The 17900-nt window shown below is 37.7% G+C and carries 9 protein-coding genes, 51 tRNA genes and 2 rRNA genes; 61 read left to right on the top strand and 1 reads right to left on the bottom strand.

All coding sequences use genetic code 11. From position 1 onward, the window contains the following. Positions 1–145: 145 nt before the first annotated feature. The 54 genes from HLK68_RS00740 (at position 146) to HLK68_RS00475 (ending at position 11387) form a co-directional block, all read left to right on the top strand. Positions 146–1318, top strand: a complete 1173-nt coding sequence (locus HLK68_RS00740; RefSeq protein WP_006785772.1) for a THUMP domain-containing class I SAM-dependent RNA methyltransferase — start codon at positions 146–148, stop codon at positions 1316–1318. A gap of 182 nt (positions 1319–1500) precedes the next feature. After that, the gene (locus tag HLK68_RS00735; RefSeq protein WP_006785771.1) at positions 1501–1701 is read left to right on the top strand and encodes a cold-shock protein; all 201 of its coding nucleotides are present in this window, start codon (positions 1501–1503) and stop codon (positions 1699–1701) included. A gap of 118 nt (positions 1702–1819) precedes the next feature. After that, entirely contained in the window at positions 1820–2101 is a 282-nt protein-coding gene (locus HLK68_RS00730) for a rhodanese-like domain-containing protein (protein WP_006785770.1), read from the top strand. Between the two features lie 197 nt (positions 2102–2298). Beyond that, positions 2299–3636 carry an alkaline phosphatase family protein gene (locus HLK68_RS00725; RefSeq protein WP_132943026.1) on the top strand — a complete coding sequence of 446 codons (1338 nt, stop codon included), beginning with the start codon at positions 2299–2301 and terminating at the stop codon, positions 3634–3636. Then, entirely contained in the window at positions 3629–4468 is an 840-nt protein-coding gene (locus tag HLK68_RS00720) for a phosphatase PAP2 family protein (protein ID WP_006785768.1), read from the top strand. Before HLK68_RS00725 ends, HLK68_RS00720 begins: the two co-directional genes overlap by 8 nt. Positions 4469–4812: 344 nt before the next feature. Then, positions 4813–4889, top strand: a tRNA-Glu gene (locus HLK68_RS00715). A 27-nt stretch (positions 4890–4916) separates the two neighbouring features. Continuing rightward, positions 4917–4992, top strand: a tRNA-Val gene (locus HLK68_RS00710). A 20-nt stretch (positions 4993–5012) separates the two neighbouring features. After that, positions 5013–5088: transfer RNA gene (locus HLK68_RS00705), tRNA-Thr, on the top strand. A 3-nt stretch (positions 5089–5091) separates the two neighbouring features. Continuing rightward, positions 5092–5176: transfer RNA gene (locus HLK68_RS00700), tRNA-Tyr, on the top strand. Between the two features lie 9 nt (positions 5177–5185). Next, positions 5186–5260: transfer RNA gene (locus HLK68_RS00695), tRNA-Gln, on the top strand. A gap of 6 nt (positions 5261–5266) precedes the next feature. Continuing rightward, a tRNA-Lys gene (locus tag HLK68_RS00690) sits at positions 5267–5342 on the top strand. 38 nt (positions 5343–5380) lie between these two features. Then, positions 5381–5469: transfer RNA gene (locus tag HLK68_RS00685), tRNA-Leu, on the top strand. 8 nt (positions 5470–5477) lie between these two features. Further along, positions 5478–5554: transfer RNA gene (locus HLK68_RS00680), tRNA-Arg, on the top strand. A gap of 5 nt (positions 5555–5559) precedes the next feature. Continuing rightward, positions 5560–5636, top strand: a tRNA-Pro gene (locus tag HLK68_RS00675). Positions 5637–5663: 27 nt separating this feature from the next. Beyond that, a tRNA-Met gene (locus tag HLK68_RS00670) sits at positions 5664–5740 on the top strand. A 10-nt stretch (positions 5741–5750) separates the two neighbouring features. Then, a tRNA-Ser gene (locus HLK68_RS00665) sits at positions 5751–5843 on the top strand. A gap of 17 nt (positions 5844–5860) precedes the next feature. Further along, positions 5861–5936, top strand: a tRNA-Met gene (locus HLK68_RS00660). Positions 5937–5939: 3 nt separating this feature from the next. Continuing rightward, positions 5940–6015, top strand: a tRNA-Asp gene (locus HLK68_RS00655). 8 nt (positions 6016–6023) lie between these two features. Beyond that, positions 6024–6099, top strand: a tRNA-Phe gene (locus HLK68_RS00650). 3 nt (positions 6100–6102) lie between these two features. After that, positions 6103–6178, top strand: a tRNA-Val gene (locus HLK68_RS00645). A 5-nt stretch (positions 6179–6183) separates the two neighbouring features. Then, a tRNA-Lys gene (locus tag HLK68_RS00640) sits at positions 6184–6259 on the top strand. Between the two features lie 36 nt (positions 6260–6295). Continuing rightward, positions 6296–6384, top strand: a tRNA-Leu gene (locus HLK68_RS00635). A gap of 7 nt (positions 6385–6391) precedes the next feature. Further along, positions 6392–6500: ribosomal RNA gene (rrf, locus tag HLK68_RS00630) — 5S ribosomal RNA — on the top strand. A gap of 8 nt (positions 6501–6508) precedes the next feature. After that, positions 6509–6585, top strand: a tRNA-Asn gene (locus HLK68_RS00625). A gap of 10 nt (positions 6586–6595) precedes the next feature. Beyond that, positions 6596–6672 (top strand) — tRNA-Glu (locus HLK68_RS00620). Between the two features lie 9 nt (positions 6673–6681). Beyond that, positions 6682–6757, top strand: a tRNA-Thr gene (locus HLK68_RS00615). Positions 6758–6767: 10 nt separating this feature from the next. After that, positions 6768–6841 (top strand) — tRNA-Trp (locus HLK68_RS00610). 2 nt (positions 6842–6843) lie between these two features. Next, positions 6844–6919: transfer RNA gene (locus HLK68_RS00605), tRNA-His, on the top strand. Between the two features lie 120 nt (positions 6920–7039). Continuing rightward, positions 7040–8374, top strand: a complete 1335-nt coding sequence (locus HLK68_RS00600) for a CoA-disulfide reductase (protein WP_170837654.1) — start codon at positions 7040–7042, stop codon at positions 8372–8374. A gap of 372 nt (positions 8375–8746) precedes the next feature. Next, a tRNA-Glu gene (locus tag HLK68_RS00595) sits at positions 8747–8823 on the top strand. 27 nt (positions 8824–8850) lie between these two features. After that, a tRNA-Val gene (locus tag HLK68_RS00590) sits at positions 8851–8926 on the top strand. Between the two features lie 18 nt (positions 8927–8944). Beyond that, positions 8945–9020 (top strand) — tRNA-Thr (locus HLK68_RS00585). A gap of 3 nt (positions 9021–9023) precedes the next feature. Continuing rightward, positions 9024–9108, top strand: a tRNA-Tyr gene (locus tag HLK68_RS00580). A gap of 9 nt (positions 9109–9117) precedes the next feature. Then, a tRNA-Gln gene (locus HLK68_RS00575) sits at positions 9118–9192 on the top strand. Between the two features lie 6 nt (positions 9193–9198). Then, positions 9199–9274, top strand: a tRNA-Lys gene (locus HLK68_RS00570). Between the two features lie 38 nt (positions 9275–9312). Then, a tRNA-Leu gene (locus tag HLK68_RS00565) sits at positions 9313–9401 on the top strand. A gap of 8 nt (positions 9402–9409) precedes the next feature. Continuing rightward, positions 9410–9486 (top strand) — tRNA-Arg (locus HLK68_RS00560). A gap of 5 nt (positions 9487–9491) precedes the next feature. Further along, positions 9492–9568, top strand: a tRNA-Pro gene (locus HLK68_RS00555). A gap of 15 nt (positions 9569–9583) precedes the next feature. Further along, positions 9584–9659, top strand: a tRNA-Ala gene (locus HLK68_RS00550). 24 nt (positions 9660–9683) lie between these two features. After that, positions 9684–9760: transfer RNA gene (locus HLK68_RS00545), tRNA-Met, on the top strand. A gap of 10 nt (positions 9761–9770) precedes the next feature. Further along, positions 9771–9863, top strand: a tRNA-Ser gene (locus tag HLK68_RS00540). A gap of 17 nt (positions 9864–9880) precedes the next feature. Continuing rightward, positions 9881–9956, top strand: a tRNA-Met gene (locus HLK68_RS00535). Positions 9957–9959: 3 nt separating this feature from the next. Further along, positions 9960–10035 (top strand) — tRNA-Asp (locus HLK68_RS00530). Positions 10036–10043: 8 nt separating this feature from the next. Next, positions 10044–10119 (top strand) — tRNA-Phe (locus HLK68_RS00525). Between the two features lie 3 nt (positions 10120–10122). Next, positions 10123–10198, top strand: a tRNA-Val gene (locus HLK68_RS00520). 5 nt (positions 10199–10203) lie between these two features. Beyond that, positions 10204–10279, top strand: a tRNA-Lys gene (locus tag HLK68_RS00515). Positions 10280–10315: 36 nt separating this feature from the next. After that, positions 10316–10404, top strand: a tRNA-Leu gene (locus HLK68_RS00510). A gap of 7 nt (positions 10405–10411) precedes the next feature. Next, a 5S ribosomal RNA gene (rrf, locus tag HLK68_RS00505) occupies positions 10412–10520 on the top strand. Positions 10521–10528: 8 nt separating this feature from the next. Beyond that, positions 10529–10605, top strand: a tRNA-Asn gene (locus HLK68_RS00500). A 10-nt stretch (positions 10606–10615) separates the two neighbouring features. Continuing rightward, positions 10616–10692: transfer RNA gene (locus tag HLK68_RS00495), tRNA-Glu, on the top strand. A 9-nt stretch (positions 10693–10701) separates the two neighbouring features. Next, positions 10702–10777: transfer RNA gene (locus HLK68_RS00490), tRNA-Thr, on the top strand. 10 nt (positions 10778–10787) lie between these two features. After that, positions 10788–10861, top strand: a tRNA-Trp gene (locus HLK68_RS00485). A gap of 2 nt (positions 10862–10863) precedes the next feature. Beyond that, positions 10864–10939, top strand: a tRNA-His gene (locus HLK68_RS00480). Positions 10940–11060: 121 nt separating this feature from the next. Continuing rightward, positions 11061–11387, top strand: a complete 327-nt coding sequence (locus HLK68_RS00475; protein WP_009606150.1) for a hypothetical protein — start codon at positions 11061–11063, stop codon at positions 11385–11387. 396 nt (positions 11388–11783) lie between these two features. Here HLK68_RS00475 and HLK68_RS14770 read toward each other — a convergent pair whose 3' ends face one another. Then, positions 11784–12023: a potassium transporter TrkG gene (locus tag HLK68_RS14770; RefSeq protein WP_350022611.1), complete on the bottom strand. Its 240-nt coding sequence runs from the start codon at positions 12021–12023 to the stop codon at positions 11784–11786. Positions 12024–12286: 263 nt separating this feature from the next. Between HLK68_RS14770 and HLK68_RS00465 the strand changes: the two genes are divergently transcribed. From HLK68_RS00465 to HLK68_RS00435, 7 genes are all read left to right on the top strand, one after another. Further along, positions 12287–16687, top strand: coding sequence for an AAA domain-containing protein (locus HLK68_RS00465; RefSeq protein ID WP_132942919.1), 4401 nt, complete (start codon positions 12287–12289; stop codon positions 16685–16687). A gap of 190 nt (positions 16688–16877) precedes the next feature. Then, positions 16878–16954: transfer RNA gene (locus HLK68_RS00460), tRNA-Glu, on the top strand. Between the two features lie 9 nt (positions 16955–16963). After that, positions 16964–17039: transfer RNA gene (locus HLK68_RS00455), tRNA-Thr, on the top strand. Positions 17040–17046: 7 nt separating this feature from the next. Beyond that, positions 17047–17122 (top strand) — tRNA-Val (locus HLK68_RS00450). Between the two features lie 23 nt (positions 17123–17145). Next, a tRNA-Gln gene (locus HLK68_RS00445) sits at positions 17146–17220 on the top strand. Between the two features lie 32 nt (positions 17221–17252). Further along, a tRNA-Lys gene (locus HLK68_RS00440) sits at positions 17253–17328 on the top strand. 62 nt (positions 17329–17390) lie between these two features. Further along, positions 17391–17474: transfer RNA gene (locus HLK68_RS00435), tRNA-Leu, on the top strand. The last annotated feature ends 426 nt before the right edge of the window (positions 17475–17900 follow it).

Here is a 17900-nt window from a genome sequence, read left to right as displayed (position 1 = left end):
TATTTTGGGCCATCTTAAAAACGACGTTGTGAGTTTGAGTAAGATGGATAGAATAAAAGAGTAGTTTAAATCTAATTTTGTAATTAAATGTCATCTCAGTATTCGTTTAACTAAACGATCTACTTTAAGATAAGGAGAAATATATATGGATTATCAATTAATTGCAACAACCACATTTGGAATTGAAGCCGTAACAGCTCGCGAATTAAAACGATTAGGTTACGAAGATTTAAAATTAGAAAATGGTAAGGTTCATTTTGAAGGAGATGAAATGGACATCGCCATTACAAATACATGGTTACGTACAGCAGAACGTGTTTTAATCAAAGTAGCAGAATTTGAAGCGACAACATTCGAAGATTTATTTAATCAAACAGAAGCCATTGACTGGAGTCAATACATTCCAGTTAACGGGAAAATGCATGTTGTAGGGAAGTCGGTAAAATCAACTTTACACAGTGTACCTGACTGCCAATCAATCGTAAAAAAAGCCGTTGTTAAAAGTATGCAACGCGCGTATAACCAAGATTGGTTTACAGAAGATGGACCGGTTTATAAAATTGAAGTAGCATTACTTAAAGACGTTGTGACATTAACAATCGATACATCAGGAGCGGGACTACACAAACGTGGATATCGTGAATTCGCTGGAGAAGCTCCGTTAAAAGAAACATTAGCAGCAGCTTTAGTTTACTTATCACGTTGGAAACCAGAACGCTTACTGGTTGACCCATTCTGTGGATCGGGAACGATTTTAATTGAAGCAGCTTTAATTGGAAATAATATTGCACCTGGATTAAATCGTCAATTTGTTTGCGAAGATTGGCCATCAATGGATCCTGAAATTTTTGAACAAGTTCGTGACAGTGCTCGTAAAGCCATCAAGAATAACTCATTACGTATGTTTGGTTATGATATAGATGGACAAGTTTTACGTACGGCTCGTCAAAATGCTGAAAAAGCAGGAGTTGCTAAAGCAATTGAATTCCATCAATTAGACTTTCATAAATTCTCTTCTAATTATAAATACGCCTATATGATTACAAATCCTCCATATGGAGAACGTATCGGTGAAGAGGATGAAGTCTTCAAATTAAACAAAAAATTAGGAATCATGAAACGTAAATTAGATACTTGGGATTTCAATATCTTAACGTCGTTCTCTAAATTTGAAAAAGCATTTGGACGTGAAGCGGATAAAAACCGTAAATTATATAATGGACGTATCTTAACACGTTACTATCAATATTTTGATAATAACTTAAAACAAAAATATGGAGCAGTCGTATCTGAAACAGCTGTTTCAACAGAAGAATAATCATTAAAAGCTACTTTTTTAAGTAGCTTTTAAAATTTTTTTATAAAATATGAATAATTTTAAAAATAAAACCAACAATATTAATGATAGTTCCATCAGTTTTAATATTTAATAAATGACATGTATTAGATGAGATGTAACTAATTAATTAAAATGATTTTATTTTTGGAGGTTTTTTTAACATGGCAACAGGAACTGTAAAATGGTTTAATGCTGACAAAGGATACGGATTTATTACTGTTGATAACGGTGATGAAGTGTTTGCTCACTTCTCAGAAATTCAAAGTGATGGATTTAAAACATTAGAAGAAGGTCAAAAAGTTGAATTTGAAATTACTCAAGGAAACCGCGGACCACAAGCTTCTCATATCGTTAAACTATAAGCATTAACTTAAGAGACTATTAGACTTTCCTGATAGTCTCTTTTTTTATTTATTGCATGTCATTTTATAAATAAAAGAATCAATGGTACAATAAGAGAGGATAAGGAAGGTGCAAAATATGAAACACATTCATATCAAAGATTTAAAACCTCAATTAAATGAGATCAATTTAATAGATATTCGCGAGGCATTAGAATTTAAAACGTTACCTAAATTAGCGCAAGCCAGACATATCCCGATGCAAGAATTAGTGAGAGAACCCCATCAATATTTATCAAAAACAGAGTGCTATTATTTAATTTGTCGTTCAGGAGCTCGTACGGAGCAAGTGACAGCATACCTAAATTCTTTAGGATACGATGTCATCAATGTATTAGGTGGAATGTTAGAATATCGATAGGTTGGAGTTGTATTTTATGACAACTCTTTTTTTTTTATGAGCTAAACATAATCTCTCGTTATATTTAAGTGTTTATAAAAATAAGGTGTAATAAAAGGTAAAGGGGAGAATTTAATGGGGGCAGTGAAAACATGAATAAAATAATGAAAGTAATGATATACATAGGAGTAATCATTATTTTAATAGGGGGAGTTTGGATGTGTTTTGATTTGGGACAAGTATTCAAAAAAACAGCTTATACAGGAAATGAAATAGCTAAACATGTCATCATGATTAGTTTAGATGGTGTATATGAAGCGGATTTTGATAACTTAATGCAACGCCCTGTTTTTTTAGAGTTAATTAACAGGGGAGCCTATTCTAATCAAGTAACTACCGTCTATCCAACCTTAACTTATCCCATCCATACTTCAATCGTCACTGGAACGACTCCGGATAAACACGGAATTTATCATAATCACCAGCTACAGGTAGGAGTCCCAATCAAAAACCAAACGTGGTACTGGTATCAAGATGAAGTAAAAGTTCCTTCATTGTTTGATAAACTCGCACAACATCAATTTGTGACGGCTAGTATTTTATGGCCAGTCACAGGGCGAGGAAATATCACTTATAATATTCCTGAAATTATTGCCTTAGCAGGAGAAAACCAAGCAACGAAATTATTAGAAAGTGGTACACCGATGTACTTGGTTAAGTCCTATTTGAAATATGGAAAAATCCTAGGAGATGGTACCCAACCTAAGTTAGATCAATTTTCAACCGCTGTAGCAGTTGATACGATAAAATCTAAGAAACCTAATTTGTTAGCGATACATCTTATTTCCGTTGATCATTTTCGGCATGATTTTGGTGTTGAATCTATTGAATCGGTGAAGGCATTTAATGTGTATGAGCAATCAGTGATGGAAATTGTAGAAGCAGTAAAGGAAGCGGGATATTATGATGATACAGTCTTTGTTGTGACAAGTGATCATGGGCAGATGGATGTTCATCAGAATGTTTATTTAAATAATGTGTTAAAAAGAGCGGGTTATATCACTGAAACAGAAGATGGACTAAATTACAAAGCTTATGTTCAATCCCTTGGGTTAGGAGCTTATGTTTATATTAAAGACCACGATTCAGTTATCAAAAAAGAAGTGATGACGTTACTGCGATCTGTCATGCAAGATCCTACTTACGGTATTGAAACTATCTATACAGTTAATGACTTGAAGCGTCTTCATGCTTCATCAGATGTTGATATTGCAATTGAAGCCAAGGCGGGCTATCAATTTAAAGATGATTTAACCTCTAAAGATGTTAAATCAAATTTTACAAAAGGTAATCATGGCTACTCACCGCTTAAGGCAGGTTATAAAACTATTGTCATGATTTCAGGTGTCGGGATAAAAAATCAATTTGAGATGGGAAATATAAGCGTCATGGATATTGCTCCAACTATTGCTAGCATACTAGGATTAGATTTTTATGATTGTGATGGCAGGGTGTTGAATGAAATATTTGAAGAAGGGGAAAAAGAAAATGAGTGAGTTAGATATTATACGCATGATACAAAGTATACATAATGAAGTTTTAGATCAAGTGGTTCAGTTTATCACGATGTTAGGAGAAAGTGCCGTTATTTTGTCGGTGATTCTTTGTATTTACTGGGGCTATAATAAAAAGTTTGGTGAATACATAGGCTATTCTTATTTTACAAGTTGTTTGTTAAATAATTGGATTAAGAATATTTTTAAAGCAGAACGTCCGATTGGTAAAGAAGGGATTCGTTCTCTAAGAACTCAGACGGCAACAGGTTATTCATTTCCAAGCGGACATACGCAAGGAGCCTCTTCAACCTATTTTGCGATAGGAATATTCCTGAAGAAGCGCTCGATTAGATGGGGAAGTTTACTTCTTATATTATTAGTTGCGATTTCTAGACTCTACTTAGGTGTTCATTATCCGCGTGATGTAATAGTTGGATTACTGCTTGGAATTATAGTCGCAACGATTACGTATTATCTTTATGAAAGAACAGAAAATAAACAGTTCTTATATTTAGCGACTTTAATTGTTTTCATTCCTGGGATTTTTATGACTTCAATAGATTTTTCAAAATCATTAGGAACATTTATTGGATTTGCGCTCGGAACAACAATTGAAAAAAGGTATATTCAATTTCAAGAGAATACAACACTAGTGATTAAAATCTTAAGATGCTTAATTGGAATTCTTGTTATTTTAAGTCTTAAACATGTATTCAAAGAAATCCTAGGAGAGATTAGGAATGCAACTTTTATTATTTATAGCAGTATAAGTTTTATAGGATTTGGTATCTATCCCTTGTTTTTTAAGGGGAAAGGACAAGAGAAAAAGTAGCATCATTAGATGCTACTTTAAAATTCTTCAAAAAGTTTGGAAATAGGTTTGACAAAAAACGACAAACTTGATAATATATAGAAGTTCGTTTCAATAAAAGGTAATGAATTGAAAAACTTTTTTCAAAAAAGATTTGACAAGAAACGACAAACTTGGTATTATATAGAAGTTCGTTTCTGGTAAATAAAACGAACTAACAAAGAATTTTAAAAAGTATTTGACAAAAGAGATGTTGGTTGATAAAATAATCGAGTAACTTCTTGAAAAAAACTTTTTTCAAAAAAACTCTTGACGAAAACAAGTTGAGATGATAGAATAACGAAGTCGCAAAACGGAAAATAAAAGGCCCGTTGGTGAAGCGGTTTAACACACATGCCTTTCACGCATGCATACACGGGTTCGAATCCCGTACGGGTCACCATTTAAAATTAGATAGAAATATCTGCATGGAGGATTAGCTCAGCTGGGAGAGCATCTGCCTTACAAGCAGAGGGTCGGCGGTTCGAGCCCGTCATCCTCCACCATAATTAAATAAAAAAAAGATGCCGAAATAGCTCAATTGGTAGAGCAACTGACTTGTAATCAGTAGGTTGCGGGTTCAAGTCCTGCTTTCGGCACCATCTGGTGGGGTAGCGAAGTGGCTAAACGCGGCGGACTGTAAATCCGCTCTCTCCGAGTTCGGCGGTTCGAATCCGTCCCCCACCACCATTTTGAAAATGGGCTATAGCCAAGCGGTAAGGCAACGGACTTTGACTCCGTCATGCGCTGGTTCGAATCCAGCTAGCCCAGCCATTAAAAGTCCTGCTAGCTCAGTTGGTAGAGCATCTGACTTTTAATCAGAGGGTCAGAGGTTCGAGTCCTCTGCAGGACACCATTTTAAAAAAAAGAATAAACATTTATGGATAAATAAATGCCTGGGTGGCGGAACTGGTAGACGCACAGGACTTAAAATCCTGCGGGTGGTGACACCCGTGCCGGTTCGATTCCGGCCCTAGGCACCAACTTAATAGCGCCCATAGCTCAATTGGATAGAGCGTTTGACTACGGATCAAAAGGTTAGGGGTTCGACTCCTCTTGGGCGCGCCATAAAACGGGAAGTGGCTCAGCTTGGTAGAGCACCTGGTTTGGGACCAGGGGGTCGCAGGTTCGAATCCTGTCTTCCCGACCATTAATCAAATAAAAAAAATAATAAAATGGCGGAGTAGCTCAACTGGCTAGAGCGTACGGTTCATACCCGTGAGGTTGGGGGTTCGAGTCCCTCCTCCGCTACCAACTAATATGTGGAGGAATACCCAAGTCCGGCTGAAGGGATCGGTCTTGAAAACCGACAGTACGTGAGAGCGTAGCGGGGGTTCGAATCCCTCTTCCTCCGCCATATTAATTAAATAACATCGCGGGGTGGAGCAGTTGGTAGCTCGTCGGGCTCATAACCCGAAGGTCGCAGGTTCAAGTCCTGTCCCCGCAACCAAAAGGTCCAGTGGTGTAGCGGTTAACATGCCTGCCTGTCACGCAGGAGATCGCGGGTTCGATTCCCGTCTGGACCGCCATTTAAATAGGCTTGGTAGCTCAGTCGGTAGAGCAAAGGACTGAAAATCCTTGTGTCGGCGGTTCGATTCCGTCCCAAGCCACCATTTGGAGGATTAGCTCAGCTGGGAGAGCATCTGCCTTACAAGCAGAGGGTCGGCGGTTCGAGCCCGTCATCCTCCACCATAAAAGTCCTGCTAGCTCAGTTGGTAGAGCATCTGACTTTTAATCAGAGGGTCAGAGGTTCGAGTCCTCTGCAGGACACCATTTTTGAAAATAGGCGCGTGCCTGAAATAATGAAATGCCTGGGTGGCGGAACTGGTAGACGCACAGGACTTAAAATCCTGCGGGTGGTGACACCCGTGCCGGTTCGATTCCGGCCCTAGGCACCAAATATAATCTAGTGATGATGGCAAGGAGGTCACACCTGTTCCCATACCGAACACAGAAGTTAAGCTCCTTAGCGCCGAGGGTAGTACGCAAGTGCGAGAGTAGGACGTTGCTAGGTTGTACAATGCCTCAATAGCTCAGTTGGTTAGAGCACTTGACTGTTAATCAAGGGGTCCTAGGTTCGAGTCCTAGTTGGGGCGCCATTATAATAATGGCCCGTTGGTGAAGCGGTTTAACACACATGCCTTTCACGCATGCATACACGGGTTCGAATCCCGTACGGGTCACCATTTATTAGTGCCGAAATAGCTCAATTGGTAGAGCAACTGACTTGTAATCAGTAGGTTGCGGGTTCAAGTCCTGCTTTCGGCACCATTAATTTAATAGGGGTGTAGTTTAACGGTAGAACAGCGGTCTCCAAAACCGTTAGCGTGGGTTCGATTCCTGCCACCCCTGCCATGGCGATTGTGGCGAAGTGGTTAACGCACCGGATTGTGGCTCCGGCATTCGTGGGTTCGATTCCCATCAGTCGCCCCATAAATTAGTAGATAACATCCTTAAAGGATGTTTTTTTTATGCTTGGCATTATTTATATATATTATGAGAAAATTTGATATAATATAAGATAATGTAAGGTAATTTTAAGGAGGTTATATGATGAAGGTTGTTATTATTGGTGGTGTTGCAGCTGGAATGAGTGCTGCTGCAAAATTAAAGCGTTCAAATAAAGATGCAAGTATAACAGTATATGAAAAATCAAAACATGTTTCATTTGGAGCATGTGGTTTACCTTATTTTGTCGGAAATTTCTTTGAAGATTCTCAAAATATGATTGCAAGAACAGTAGAGCAATTCAATTCCTCAGGAATTTCTGTTCATCCAGAACATGAAGTATTAAAAGTAGATGTAGATAATAAAGTTGTAACTGTAAAAAATTTAACAACAAATGAAGTGTTTGACGATTACTATGATCGATTAATGGTTGCAACAGGAGCAAGTGCCATTATCCCTCCAATTCAAAATGTAAATCTTAAACATGTTTACACTTTAAAAAGCATGGAAGACGGTCATGATTTAAAACAAGCAATGCAAAATTCTGATTTAAATCGTGTTGCGATTGTAGGAGCAGGGTTTATTGGGCTTGAGGTTGTTGAAGCGGCTAAGCAATATGGAAAAGAAGTTCATGTTTTCCAATTAAATGATCGTGTTCTGGTTGATACTTTTGATAAAGAAATAACAGATATTCTAGAAGAAGAGCTAAGAGCTCACAATGTTCATCTGCATTTAGCTCAAACAGTTACAGCTTTAGAAGGTCAAGAATATGTAACTAAAATTCAAACTAAAGATGAAAGTTATGATGTCGATATTGTTGTCTTAACTGCTGGTGTACGACCGAATACTGAATTTTTAGTAGATACAGGAATTAAAATGCTCCGTAATGGTGCCATTATCATTGATCAAGAGGGGCGTACTTCAATTGAAGATATTTACGCAGCTGGTGATTGTGCAAGTATCAATCATATTTTGAAATCTGAACCGGCTTATATTCCATTAGCAACGGTTGCAAATAAAATGGGACGCATTATTGGTGAAAATTTAGCAGGTGCCCATCAACAATTTAACGGTTCTTTAGGTTCAGCGTGTCTAAAAGTAATGGATTTAGAAGCCGGGCGTACTGGATTATCTGAACAAGAGGCTAAAAATTTAGGATTAAACTATAAAACAGTATTTATTACAGATATGAATCAAACAAGTTATTATCCAGGACAAACCAAAATTTATGTGAAGTTAATCTATAATGCTGATACAAAAGTATTATTAGGCGGACAAGTTGTTGGACGTAAAGATGCAGTTCAACGAGTTAATGTATTAGCTACTGCTATTTTTGCAGGATTGACAACCGATCAACTGGCAATGTTAGACTTATGCTATGCACCACCATTTGCAAGAACGTGGGATGCTTTAAATATTGCAGGAAGTGTAGCGAAATAATTTATATAAAACACTCTAATATCAGATTGATATTAGAGTGTTTTATATTTTTAAAAAAGTATATTAAAAATGTTTGACAACAACCGACAGATTTGGTATTATATAAAAGTTCTCTTCAAGAGAAGGGGATGAGTTAAAAAACTTTTTAGGAAAAAAAGGTTTGACAAGAAACGACAAACTTGGTATTATATAGAAGTTCGTTTCTGGTAAATAAAACGAACTAACAAAGAATTTTAAAAAGTATTTGACAAAAGAGATGTTGGTTGATAAAATAATCGAGTAACTTCTTGAAAAAAAACTTTTTTCAAAAAAACTCTTGACGAAAACAAGTTGAGATGATAGAATAACGAAGTCGCAAAACGGAAAATAAAAGGCCCGTTGGTGAAGCGGTTTAACACACATGCCTTTCACGCATGCATACACGGGTTCGAATCCCGTACGGGTCACCATTTAAAATTAGATAGAAATATCTGCATGGAGGATTAGCTCAGCTGGGAGAGCATCTGCCTTACAAGCAGAGGGTCGGCGGTTCGAGCCCGTCATCCTCCACCATAATTAAATAAAAAAGATGCCGAAATAGCTCAATTGGTAGAGCAACTGACTTGTAATCAGTAGGTTGCGGGTTCAAGTCCTGCTTTCGGCACCATCTGGTGGGGTAGCGAAGTGGCTAAACGCGGCGGACTGTAAATCCGCTCTCTCCGAGTTCGGCGGTTCGAATCCGTCCCCCACCACCATTTTGAAAATGGGCTATAGCCAAGCGGTAAGGCAACGGACTTTGACTCCGTCATGCGCTGGTTCGAATCCAGCTAGCCCAGCCATTAAAAGTCCTGCTAGCTCAGTTGGTAGAGCATCTGACTTTTAATCAGAGGGTCAGAGGTTCGAGTCCTCTGCAGGACACCATTTTAAAAAAAAGAATAAACATTTATGGATAAATAAATGCCTGGGTGGCGGAACTGGTAGACGCACAGGACTTAAAATCCTGCGGGTGGTGACACCCGTGCCGGTTCGATTCCGGCCCTAGGCACCAACTTAATAGCGCCCATAGCTCAATTGGATAGAGCGTTTGACTACGGATCAAAAGGTTAGGGGTTCGACTCCTCTTGGGCGCGCCATAAAACGGGAAGTGGCTCAGCTTGGTAGAGCACCTGGTTTGGGACCAGGGGGTCGCAGGTTCGAATCCTGTCTTCCCGACCATTAATTAAATACCCAGGGGACTTAGCTCAGCTGGGAGAGCGCCTGCCTTGCACGCAGGAGGTCAGGGGTTCGATCCCCCTAGTCTCCACCAATTAAATAAAAAAAATAATAAAATGGCGGAGTAGCTCAACTGGCTAGAGCGTACGGTTCATACCCGTGAGGTTGGGGGTTCGAGTCCCTCCTCCGCTACCAACTAATATGTGGAGGAATACCCAAGTCCGGCTGAAGGGATCGGTCTTGAAAACCGACAGTACGTGAGAGCGTAGCGGGGGTTCGAATCCCTCTTCCTCCGCCATATTAATTAAATAACATCGCGGGGTGGAGCAGTTGGTAGCTCGTCGGGCTCATAACCCGAAGGTCGCAGGTTCAAGTCCTGTCCCCGCAACCAAAAGGTCCAGTGGTGTAGCGGTTAACATGCCTGCCTGTCACGCAGGAGATCGCGGGTTCGATTCCCGTCTGGACCGCCATTTAAATAGGCTTGGTAGCTCAGTCGGTAGAGCAAAGGACTGAAAATCCTTGTGTCGGCGGTTCGATTCCGTCCCAAGCCACCATTTGGAGGATTAGCTCAGCTGGGAGAGCATCTGCCTTACAAGCAGAGGGTCGGCGGTTCGAGCCCGTCATCCTCCACCATAAAAGTCCTGCTAGCTCAGTTGGTAGAGCATCTGACTTTTAATCAGAGGGTCAGAGGTTCGAGTCCTCTGCAGGACACCATTTTTGAAAATAGGCGCGTGCCTGAAATAATGAAATGCCTGGGTGGCGGAACTGGTAGACGCACAGGACTTAAAATCCTGCGGGTGGTGACACCCGTGCCGGTTCGATTCCGGCCCTAGGCACCAAATATAATCTAGTGATGATGGCAAGGAGGTCACACCTGTTCCCATACCGAACACAGAAGTTAAGCTCCTTAGCGCCGAGGGTAGTACGCAAGTGCGAGAGTAGGACGTTGCTAGGTTGTACAATGCCTCAATAGCTCAGTTGGTTAGAGCACTTGACTGTTAATCAAGGGGTCCTAGGTTCGAGTCCTAGTTGGGGCGCCATTATAATAATGGCCCGTTGGTGAAGCGGTTTAACACACATGCCTTTCACGCATGCATACACGGGTTCGAATCCCGTACGGGTCACCATTTATTAGTGCCGAAATAGCTCAATTGGTAGAGCAACTGACTTGTAATCAGTAGGTTGCGGGTTCAAGTCCTGCTTTCGGCACCATTAATTTAATAGGGGTGTAGTTTAACGGTAGAACAGCGGTCTCCAAAACCGTTAGCGTGGGTTCGATTCCTGCCACCCCTGCCATGGCGATTGTGGCGAAGTGGTTAACGCACCGGATTGTGGCTCCGGCATTCGTGGGTTCGATTCCCATCAGTCGCCCCATAAATTAGTAGATAACATCCTTAAAGGATGTTTTTTTATTTAGTTAAATAGTGAAAGATTTACTTTTATATCACCTATTTTCTTATTTTTTATATACTAAATAGTATAGGAGGGATAGAAGATGGAAAAAGGTGAGATAATTTCTATCAATTCCTGCGCTTTAGATGTAACTGTTGAAGAATTTAATAAAAAGGACTTGGAAGAAGCAGGAGTATTGATTGACTATGATTCGGATAATGAGATTGAAATAAATTCTAATAAGCGTAATAAGAAAAGACCATCTTATCAATCAAGTTGGTCTAGATGGATTTTTTTAGGTATTTTAATGGTTCTTTTAGTTATAGTGATGTTTGCAGGTCATGTTTTGATTGAACAACAAGAAAAATCGTTTTTTTCAAATTCTGCAACGACTGAGATTGTTTATTTAATAGAAAATGAGTATATTTAGTTCAAGTAAAAGGAGTATATTGTAGATATACTCCTTTTACTTTTGTCTAAAAATTTTAATAATAGCAATTACAATCACCCAGATTTCAAGTTGGCCAAACATCATCCCAATTATCTCAGTCCATAAGATGACGGTGGAGTTGTGGCAGAAGTAATACCGATAGATAGTCCATTGGTTTTAAGTGCTGATGAAAATTCAAATAATGAGGATTGAAGTGGATAACCCTATACTAAAAAAATGAAAGTACCTATCAGTAAGAGAATTAGATAGGCGAAAGCATAGGTAGAAGCTTCAATAATGAAAGATGATTCTAAAAATATTTTTCCTTCCGGTTTGAGGAGTGTGTCTTCCTTAATAAAAAATTCTGATTTAAATTTCATTTTTAGATTCTAGATTCTAGATACATTGTTTACATAAAAGTAAGATACGATAGAGTTTTATATCACCGGATGTTGAACCTGCTCCCCCGCTCATAATCATGAGAATTATCATTAAGAAAAGCGCAAATGGAGTCCAGTCGTTAAAGGATACGGTTGCATAGCTAGTTGTTGAAATGGCTGAAATAATTTGAAAGAGTGAGTTTCTAAAAGTTTCATTTAATGTTGGATATACGGTTGTTAAGAGAGAGAATATCATGATAGGAGTGGAAATTCCGATTAATATAAACATGAATTTTATTTCACTTAATGCAAAAAAATGCTTAAATTTTTCTCTTTAATAAAGTCTAGTGATTGATTTAACTTTTAATTATAAAAAAATGTTATATTACGACAAAAAACATCAAACAATCCCAGAATTCTACGAGAGAAATGAGGAAGAAACATGGAAATTTCATGATATAATAAAGGTAGAAAAATATCAGGTTTAGGTGTATTTTGAAGAAAAGTGGAGGGAAGACTGTGGAGAAAAAGGTGAGACAGTTATTCGAGTATTTATTGGCTCTTCGAAATTTAAGTTATGAGCCGATTCGACACATACAGAAATACGAGAAATATTGGTTTTTGGATGATTTAGAAGAAGGATTTGGACTATATTTGGATGGTAAAGGAGACGATGAACAGTCAGTCATTGAAATTCACCAACAATCTTTTAATGCTGATTATCCTCCTTTAAATGAATTAGTTTTTCAGGTTGTCACATTACTTGATTTTGATTATACGAAAGAGAGTAGTGTGAGTTGTTCTGATTTAGAGTTATTGCAAATTCTAAAGGAAGAGCTTGAAAAATTACGCGATAAAGTTGAAAGTGAGATAGATGAAGAATTTGATTTAACGCCATGGCAAGTCTTTTTACTTTCACATTCTTCTTCATTTATCTTTAAAGAAGAATGTCTAGAGAAAATGGATGATGTTTTATCGAGAATTGAATTAATTACATCTCAGTATAAATTATGGTTAGGGTTATGGACGCAATGGGCGGTGATACAAAAGCGTAAGCGTCAAGTTCAAAAAATGTATGATTATTTTTTCAAGTTGATGCAGGTTTTTAAATCAGAGGAAAAATCCCTCGAGTTAATGCTTGGAATTGGGATGCTCACTTATCCAAGTAAGTCACAAATTTATCATCCTCTTTTAACAACGAAGTTAGAATTAGAGTTTGATGCTGAAAAAGGAATTGCCAAATTAATTCCCGGGGGGAAGGGGTATCAGCTAGAACTTGAGATGCTATCGGGGATTGAACTGCCAAATCATACTGAAATTATGAAGTTGAAGGATTTTGTAGCGGATCAATCGATTAATCCATTTGTCGTAGAAGAATTTGAGCCTTATTTACGCCAGTTTATTCATTATATCCATCCAAATGGTCAATATGTTGAGAAATTTATGTCAGAAGAGGGCGTAAAATATCCTGTTGTAGCTCCACGTAATGTGCTATTTGTACGAGCTAAATCGGATGTTTTATTAAAAGAGGATTTAAAGTTAACGCTTGATTATATAGATGAAGGTGGAAAGATTCCTAAAACGATTCAATCGATCATCGGGGTAGAGGGATTAAATTTAAGTGATGAGGATGTTTTAAGTTGGAAGGGTGTAGGGGAGAACTTATTATTTCCACTTCCAGCGAATGAAGAGCAAAAAGATATTGCAAGACGCCTTGAAAATAATATTGCCATTACCGTACAGGGACCTCCAGGAACGGGGAAAAGCCATACGATCGTCAATTTAATTTCTCATTTGCTGTCACATGGGAAGCGAATTTTAGTGACGAGTGAAAAAGATAAAGCATTACGTGTTCTGATGGATAAATTACCTGAAGAAATTCAGCCGCTTTGTGTTTCATTACTTGGTGGGGATCGCCAGTCACTTAATCAGATTGAGCAATCGATTCGTGGTATTTCTGAAGGATTAGCAGTATATGATAGCCAGATTTTAGAAAAAGAAATTCAGGTTTTAAGTCGTCAGTTAGATATGATTCGTCGCCAAATGAATATGACGAGAAATAATATTATAAGATTCAGAGAGCTAGATTCAAAAGGATATCCATGGAAGGAGAAAATGTCTCAGCCTTATGAAATGGCACAGTTGTTTTTTGAAAAATCAGCTCAGTATCATTGGGTTAAAGATTTAATTGAAATGAATGCAACGTGTCCCTTAAGTGATGAGCAGTTTGTGACATTGTGGGAGTTAAAGTGTCATTTACCTAGAATGCATAAGGAGATTATTCATTCTCATTTTCCAAATTTAAGTCGTGTGTTAAGTATTGAAGAATACCGCCATTTGTTAAAAGAGGAGCAAGGTTATTTAACTCGTCTTGAGGAATTGAAAGTTTTTGATGATTTATATGAGTTTGATGAAAATCGTGTGTTTTTAGAAAATGTGCATCAACAATTAGTGCAACTCGTGTCAAAGCTTGATAAAGTACAAGATCCACTAGAACAACATATTTTAAAAGAGTGTTTATTAACAGATGATCGATATTCGGTTTGGCAGACGGTGTATGAGCATCTTAAACAGATTATGGTTAAGATAAATGAACATGAGTTAAAAATTGTAAATGATGAAGTTCGATGCGAGTTTTTTGATCATCCAAAATACGAGCAGTTTTTGATGACCATTTCAGAGAAACTTCACGCTAATAAACCCATTCGAGGTTTATATTTAACGTTTAATCCCGACTTAAAAGCTTTTTATGAAAAAACGCGTGTAAACGGGCACAAGATTGAAACATTGCATGATTTAGATTGTGTGAGATTGTATAAAGAGAAGATTGAGCTTTTACAACAGTTTGCGGCGGTTTGGAATAAGAATTTAGCGGTGAATGGTGGAGCTTTGATTGAGAGTAATCAGCTTTTGAAGTTGTTCGAGCATCATCAAAAGTTAAAACAATTAGAAAATACGTTAGAGTGTGTGGAGCGTATTCAAGCATTGAATGAGTATATTACCGCCTCAACAAAGACGTTTAAAAAGATTGAGTATGAGAATTTATCACAGCTAAGTCATTTAGCTTATTCGATTGAGTTGACACAAGTTAAAATGCGCTTAAAGGGATGGCGAGACGTTTATCAAGTATTGTTATCACAATATAAAACGAATTTGATGAATGATCATATGCATCCGCTTTGTTCAAAATTATATGAGTCCTTAGTTGAAAAGAATCATGAACGTTTTAGTGAATTGCTAGTTGAAATTAAATCTTTAATTCAAATTAAGGAACAGTATCAAGAATTTTATCAGTTATTAAATACTTTAAAAGTTAGTATGCCATTGTTTGCAAATGAGATATTAGGAACAGTTGGGTTAGTTGAATCAATTCCGGGAAGCTTACAAGAAATTTTTGAGTTTGGAAAGCTTCAAACGTTTTTAAATCAGCTTGATGAGTGGAAAATTGGCGAGCTCGAAATGAAACTATCTCTGCTTGAAAAAGAAGAGGTTTCAATTATTAAGCAGTTAATTTTTAAAATGACGTGGAAAAATCAATTAGAACGTGTGACGCCAGAAGAGGATCGAGCGCTTCAAACATGGATGCAAAAAATGAATCGCATTGGTAAAGGAACGGGACGTCATGCCTCTAAATATCGTCGTGAAGCACGTACTGAGATGGAAAAGTGTCAGTCGGCGATTCCAGTTTGGATTATGCCAGTAAAAGAAGCTATTGAGAATTTTACGATTAATCCAGATTTATTTGATGTGGTAATTATCGATGAGAGTAGTCAATGTAATCTGTTAAGTTTACCTATTTTTATGCGAGCTAAAAAGGCAGTTATCGTCGGGGATGATCAACAAATTAGTCCGATGATGCCGGGAATTAGTGAAACACAAGTCAAAGATTTAGCTCAGCGTTATTTATATAATATTGAAGGAGGAAGTTCATACGATTTACAAACATCACTTTACGATGTGGCGTGTCGTGTTTTTTCAAGTAAAGGTAAATTAATGTTAAAAGAACACTTTAGATGTGTGCCTGAAATCATTGGTTTTTCAAATGCATTAAGTTACCATAACGAGATGATTCCATTAAAGTTACCACTGACTTCTGAGCAATTTAATCCACCAGTTTGTGCTATTTATATTGAAAATGCAACGCGTAATGAGCGAAAAGTCAATCATGAAGAAGCGATTCGTATTGTTTCTGATATAAAGGAAATGGTTCAAAATCCTGCCTATTTTCATAAGAGTATTGGCGTTATTTCGTTACTTGGCGCAGAGCAAGCTAAATATATTTCTTCATTATTACTTGATGCTGTTGGTGAGAAAGTGATGATCGAGCGACAAATTATTTGTGGGGACGCTTATTCTTTCCAGGGAGATGAACGTGATATTATGTGTTTATCATTAGTTATTGCTCCGAATATGCGTTATAACACGTTGAATAAAAAACAATATACTCAACGATTTAATGTAGCTGCCTCACGAGCAAAATGCGAAATGAGATTATATCACTCTGTCACACTAGAAGAGTTAATGCCTGAAGATATTCGTTATCAATTATTAAGTTATTGTCAAAATCCTAAACCGATGTTTGTCTCAACAAGTGGGACATGTGAAACGTTGTTTGAAGTTGATGTGATGAAAGCTATTTTGTCACATGGTTATGAAGTGACTCCAAAAGTTCGCGTAGGAAAGTATCAAATTGACTTAGTTGTTGAGGGGGTACGTTCAAGGTTGGCTATTGAGTGTGATGGTGATACGTTCTATGGCAGTGAGAAAATTGAGCAAGATATGGAACGTCAGCGCGTACTAGAACGTGCAGGTTGGTGTTTCTTAAGAATTCGTGGAAGTGTCTTTTACCGTGATCCAGAGAAAGCGTTAAAAGTATTATGGGATAAATTAGAGCAATTAGATATTAAACCTAAAAACTAGAATTGAATTAAACCTTGATAAAGCTTTTGAAAATTTTATCAAGGTTTTTATTTTTAAGTAAATATTTGAGTATATTTAAATTAAAGTAGGTCATAATATATTTGTTAGTTATTCGGCAAAAAAACTAATAAAAATTGTTGACAGGATTCGACAGGCGTGATATTATATATGAGTAAGTTGTTAACGGAATGGCCCGTTGGTGAAGCGGTTTAACACACATGCCTTTCACGCATGCATACACGGGTTCGAATCCCGTACGGGTCACCATTTATTAGTGCCGAAATAGCTCAATTGGTAGAGCAACTGACTTGTAATCAGTAGGTTGCGGGTTCAAGTCCTGCTTTCGGCACCATTCAGTTGGAGGATTAGCTCAGCTGGGAGAGCATCTGCCTTACAAGCAGAGGGTCGGCGGTTCGAGCCCGTCATCCTCCACCATTAATAAGAAACTAAAATCATATTGGGCTATAGCCAAGCGGTAAGGCAACGGACTTTGACTCCGTCATGCGCTGGTTCGAATCCAGCTAGCCCAGCCATTAAATAAAAGTAATTTTATATTTCTAAATGTGTCCTGCTAGCTCAGTTGGTAGAGCATCTGACTTTTAATCAGAGGGTCAGAGGTTCGAGTCCTCTGCAGGACACCATTTTTTTATTTTGAGTCATTATGGTATTGATTTTTATTAAAAATTTGCTATAATAATGATATGCGGGTGTGGCGGAATTGGCAGACGCGCTAGATTTAGGCTCTAGTACCTTTGGTGTGCAGGTTCAACTCCTGTCACCCGCACCAAATATGATGATTATGGTATCCAAATGGATATCTTTTTTTTATGTCTAAAGATGTAAGTCGTAAAATAGTAAAGATGAATATGATTTGAAACTAGGATTTTGTCCTGGTTTTTTTATTTTTAGGTGATGAATAGACAGTATTTGTGATAAGTTTATTTGAACTGTAAGATTAGTGGGGAATTGATATCATAAAGAGTAGAATTTAAGATAATTCGACTCTAGTAATGGTCATGTTCTTGTGAAAGATAATGAGAGCTGAAAGTAGATTGATTATTAATAAGCAATTAAAGGATTTGTATTATTGATTGCAGTCTTCTTTGACGTTTATACGAAATCAAAAGCTTCAAAAGTCAGCGCTTAATGAGATGAAAGGCCAGTAGGCCTTTTTTTATTTGCGAAAAGAGGGTATTTTTTCTTCGAATTTTAT

The organism is Turicibacter sanguinis (genome assembly GCF_013046825.1).
GTDB lineage: Bacteria > Bacillota_I > Bacilli_A > MOL361 > Turicibacteraceae > Turicibacter > Turicibacter sanguinis.
This window is presented reverse-complemented; position numbering and strand designations above follow the sequence as displayed.

Bases quoted from the DNA above. Each gene is read 5' to 3' on its own strand.
- HLK68_RS00740 (WP_006785772.1), top strand. From the start codon at position 146: ATGGATTATCAATTAATTGCAACAACCACATTTGGAATTGAAGCCGTA.
- HLK68_RS00735 (WP_006785771.1), top strand. From the start codon at position 1,501: ATGGCAACAGGAACTGTAAAATGGTTTAATGCTGACAAAGGATACGGA.
- HLK68_RS00730 (WP_006785770.1), top strand. From the start codon at position 1,820: ATGAAACACATTCATATCAAAGATTTAAAACCTCAATTAAATGAGATC.
- HLK68_RS00725 (WP_132943026.1), top strand. From the start codon at position 2,299: ATGTGTTTTGATTTGGGACAAGTATTCAAAAAAACAGCTTATACAGGA.
- HLK68_RS00720 (WP_006785768.1), top strand. From the start codon at position 3,629: ATGAGTGAGTTAGATATTATACGCATGATACAAAGTATACATAATGAA.
- HLK68_RS00600 (WP_170837654.1), top strand. From the start codon at position 7,040: ATGAAGGTTGTTATTATTGGTGGTGTTGCAGCTGGAATGAGTGCTGCT.
- HLK68_RS00475 (WP_009606150.1), top strand. From the start codon at position 11,061: ATGGAAAAAGGTGAGATAATTTCTATCAATTCCTGCGCTTTAGATGTA.
- HLK68_RS14770 (WP_350022611.1), bottom strand. From the start codon at position 12,023: ATGATATTCTCTCTCTTAACAACCGTATATCCAACATTAAATGAAACT.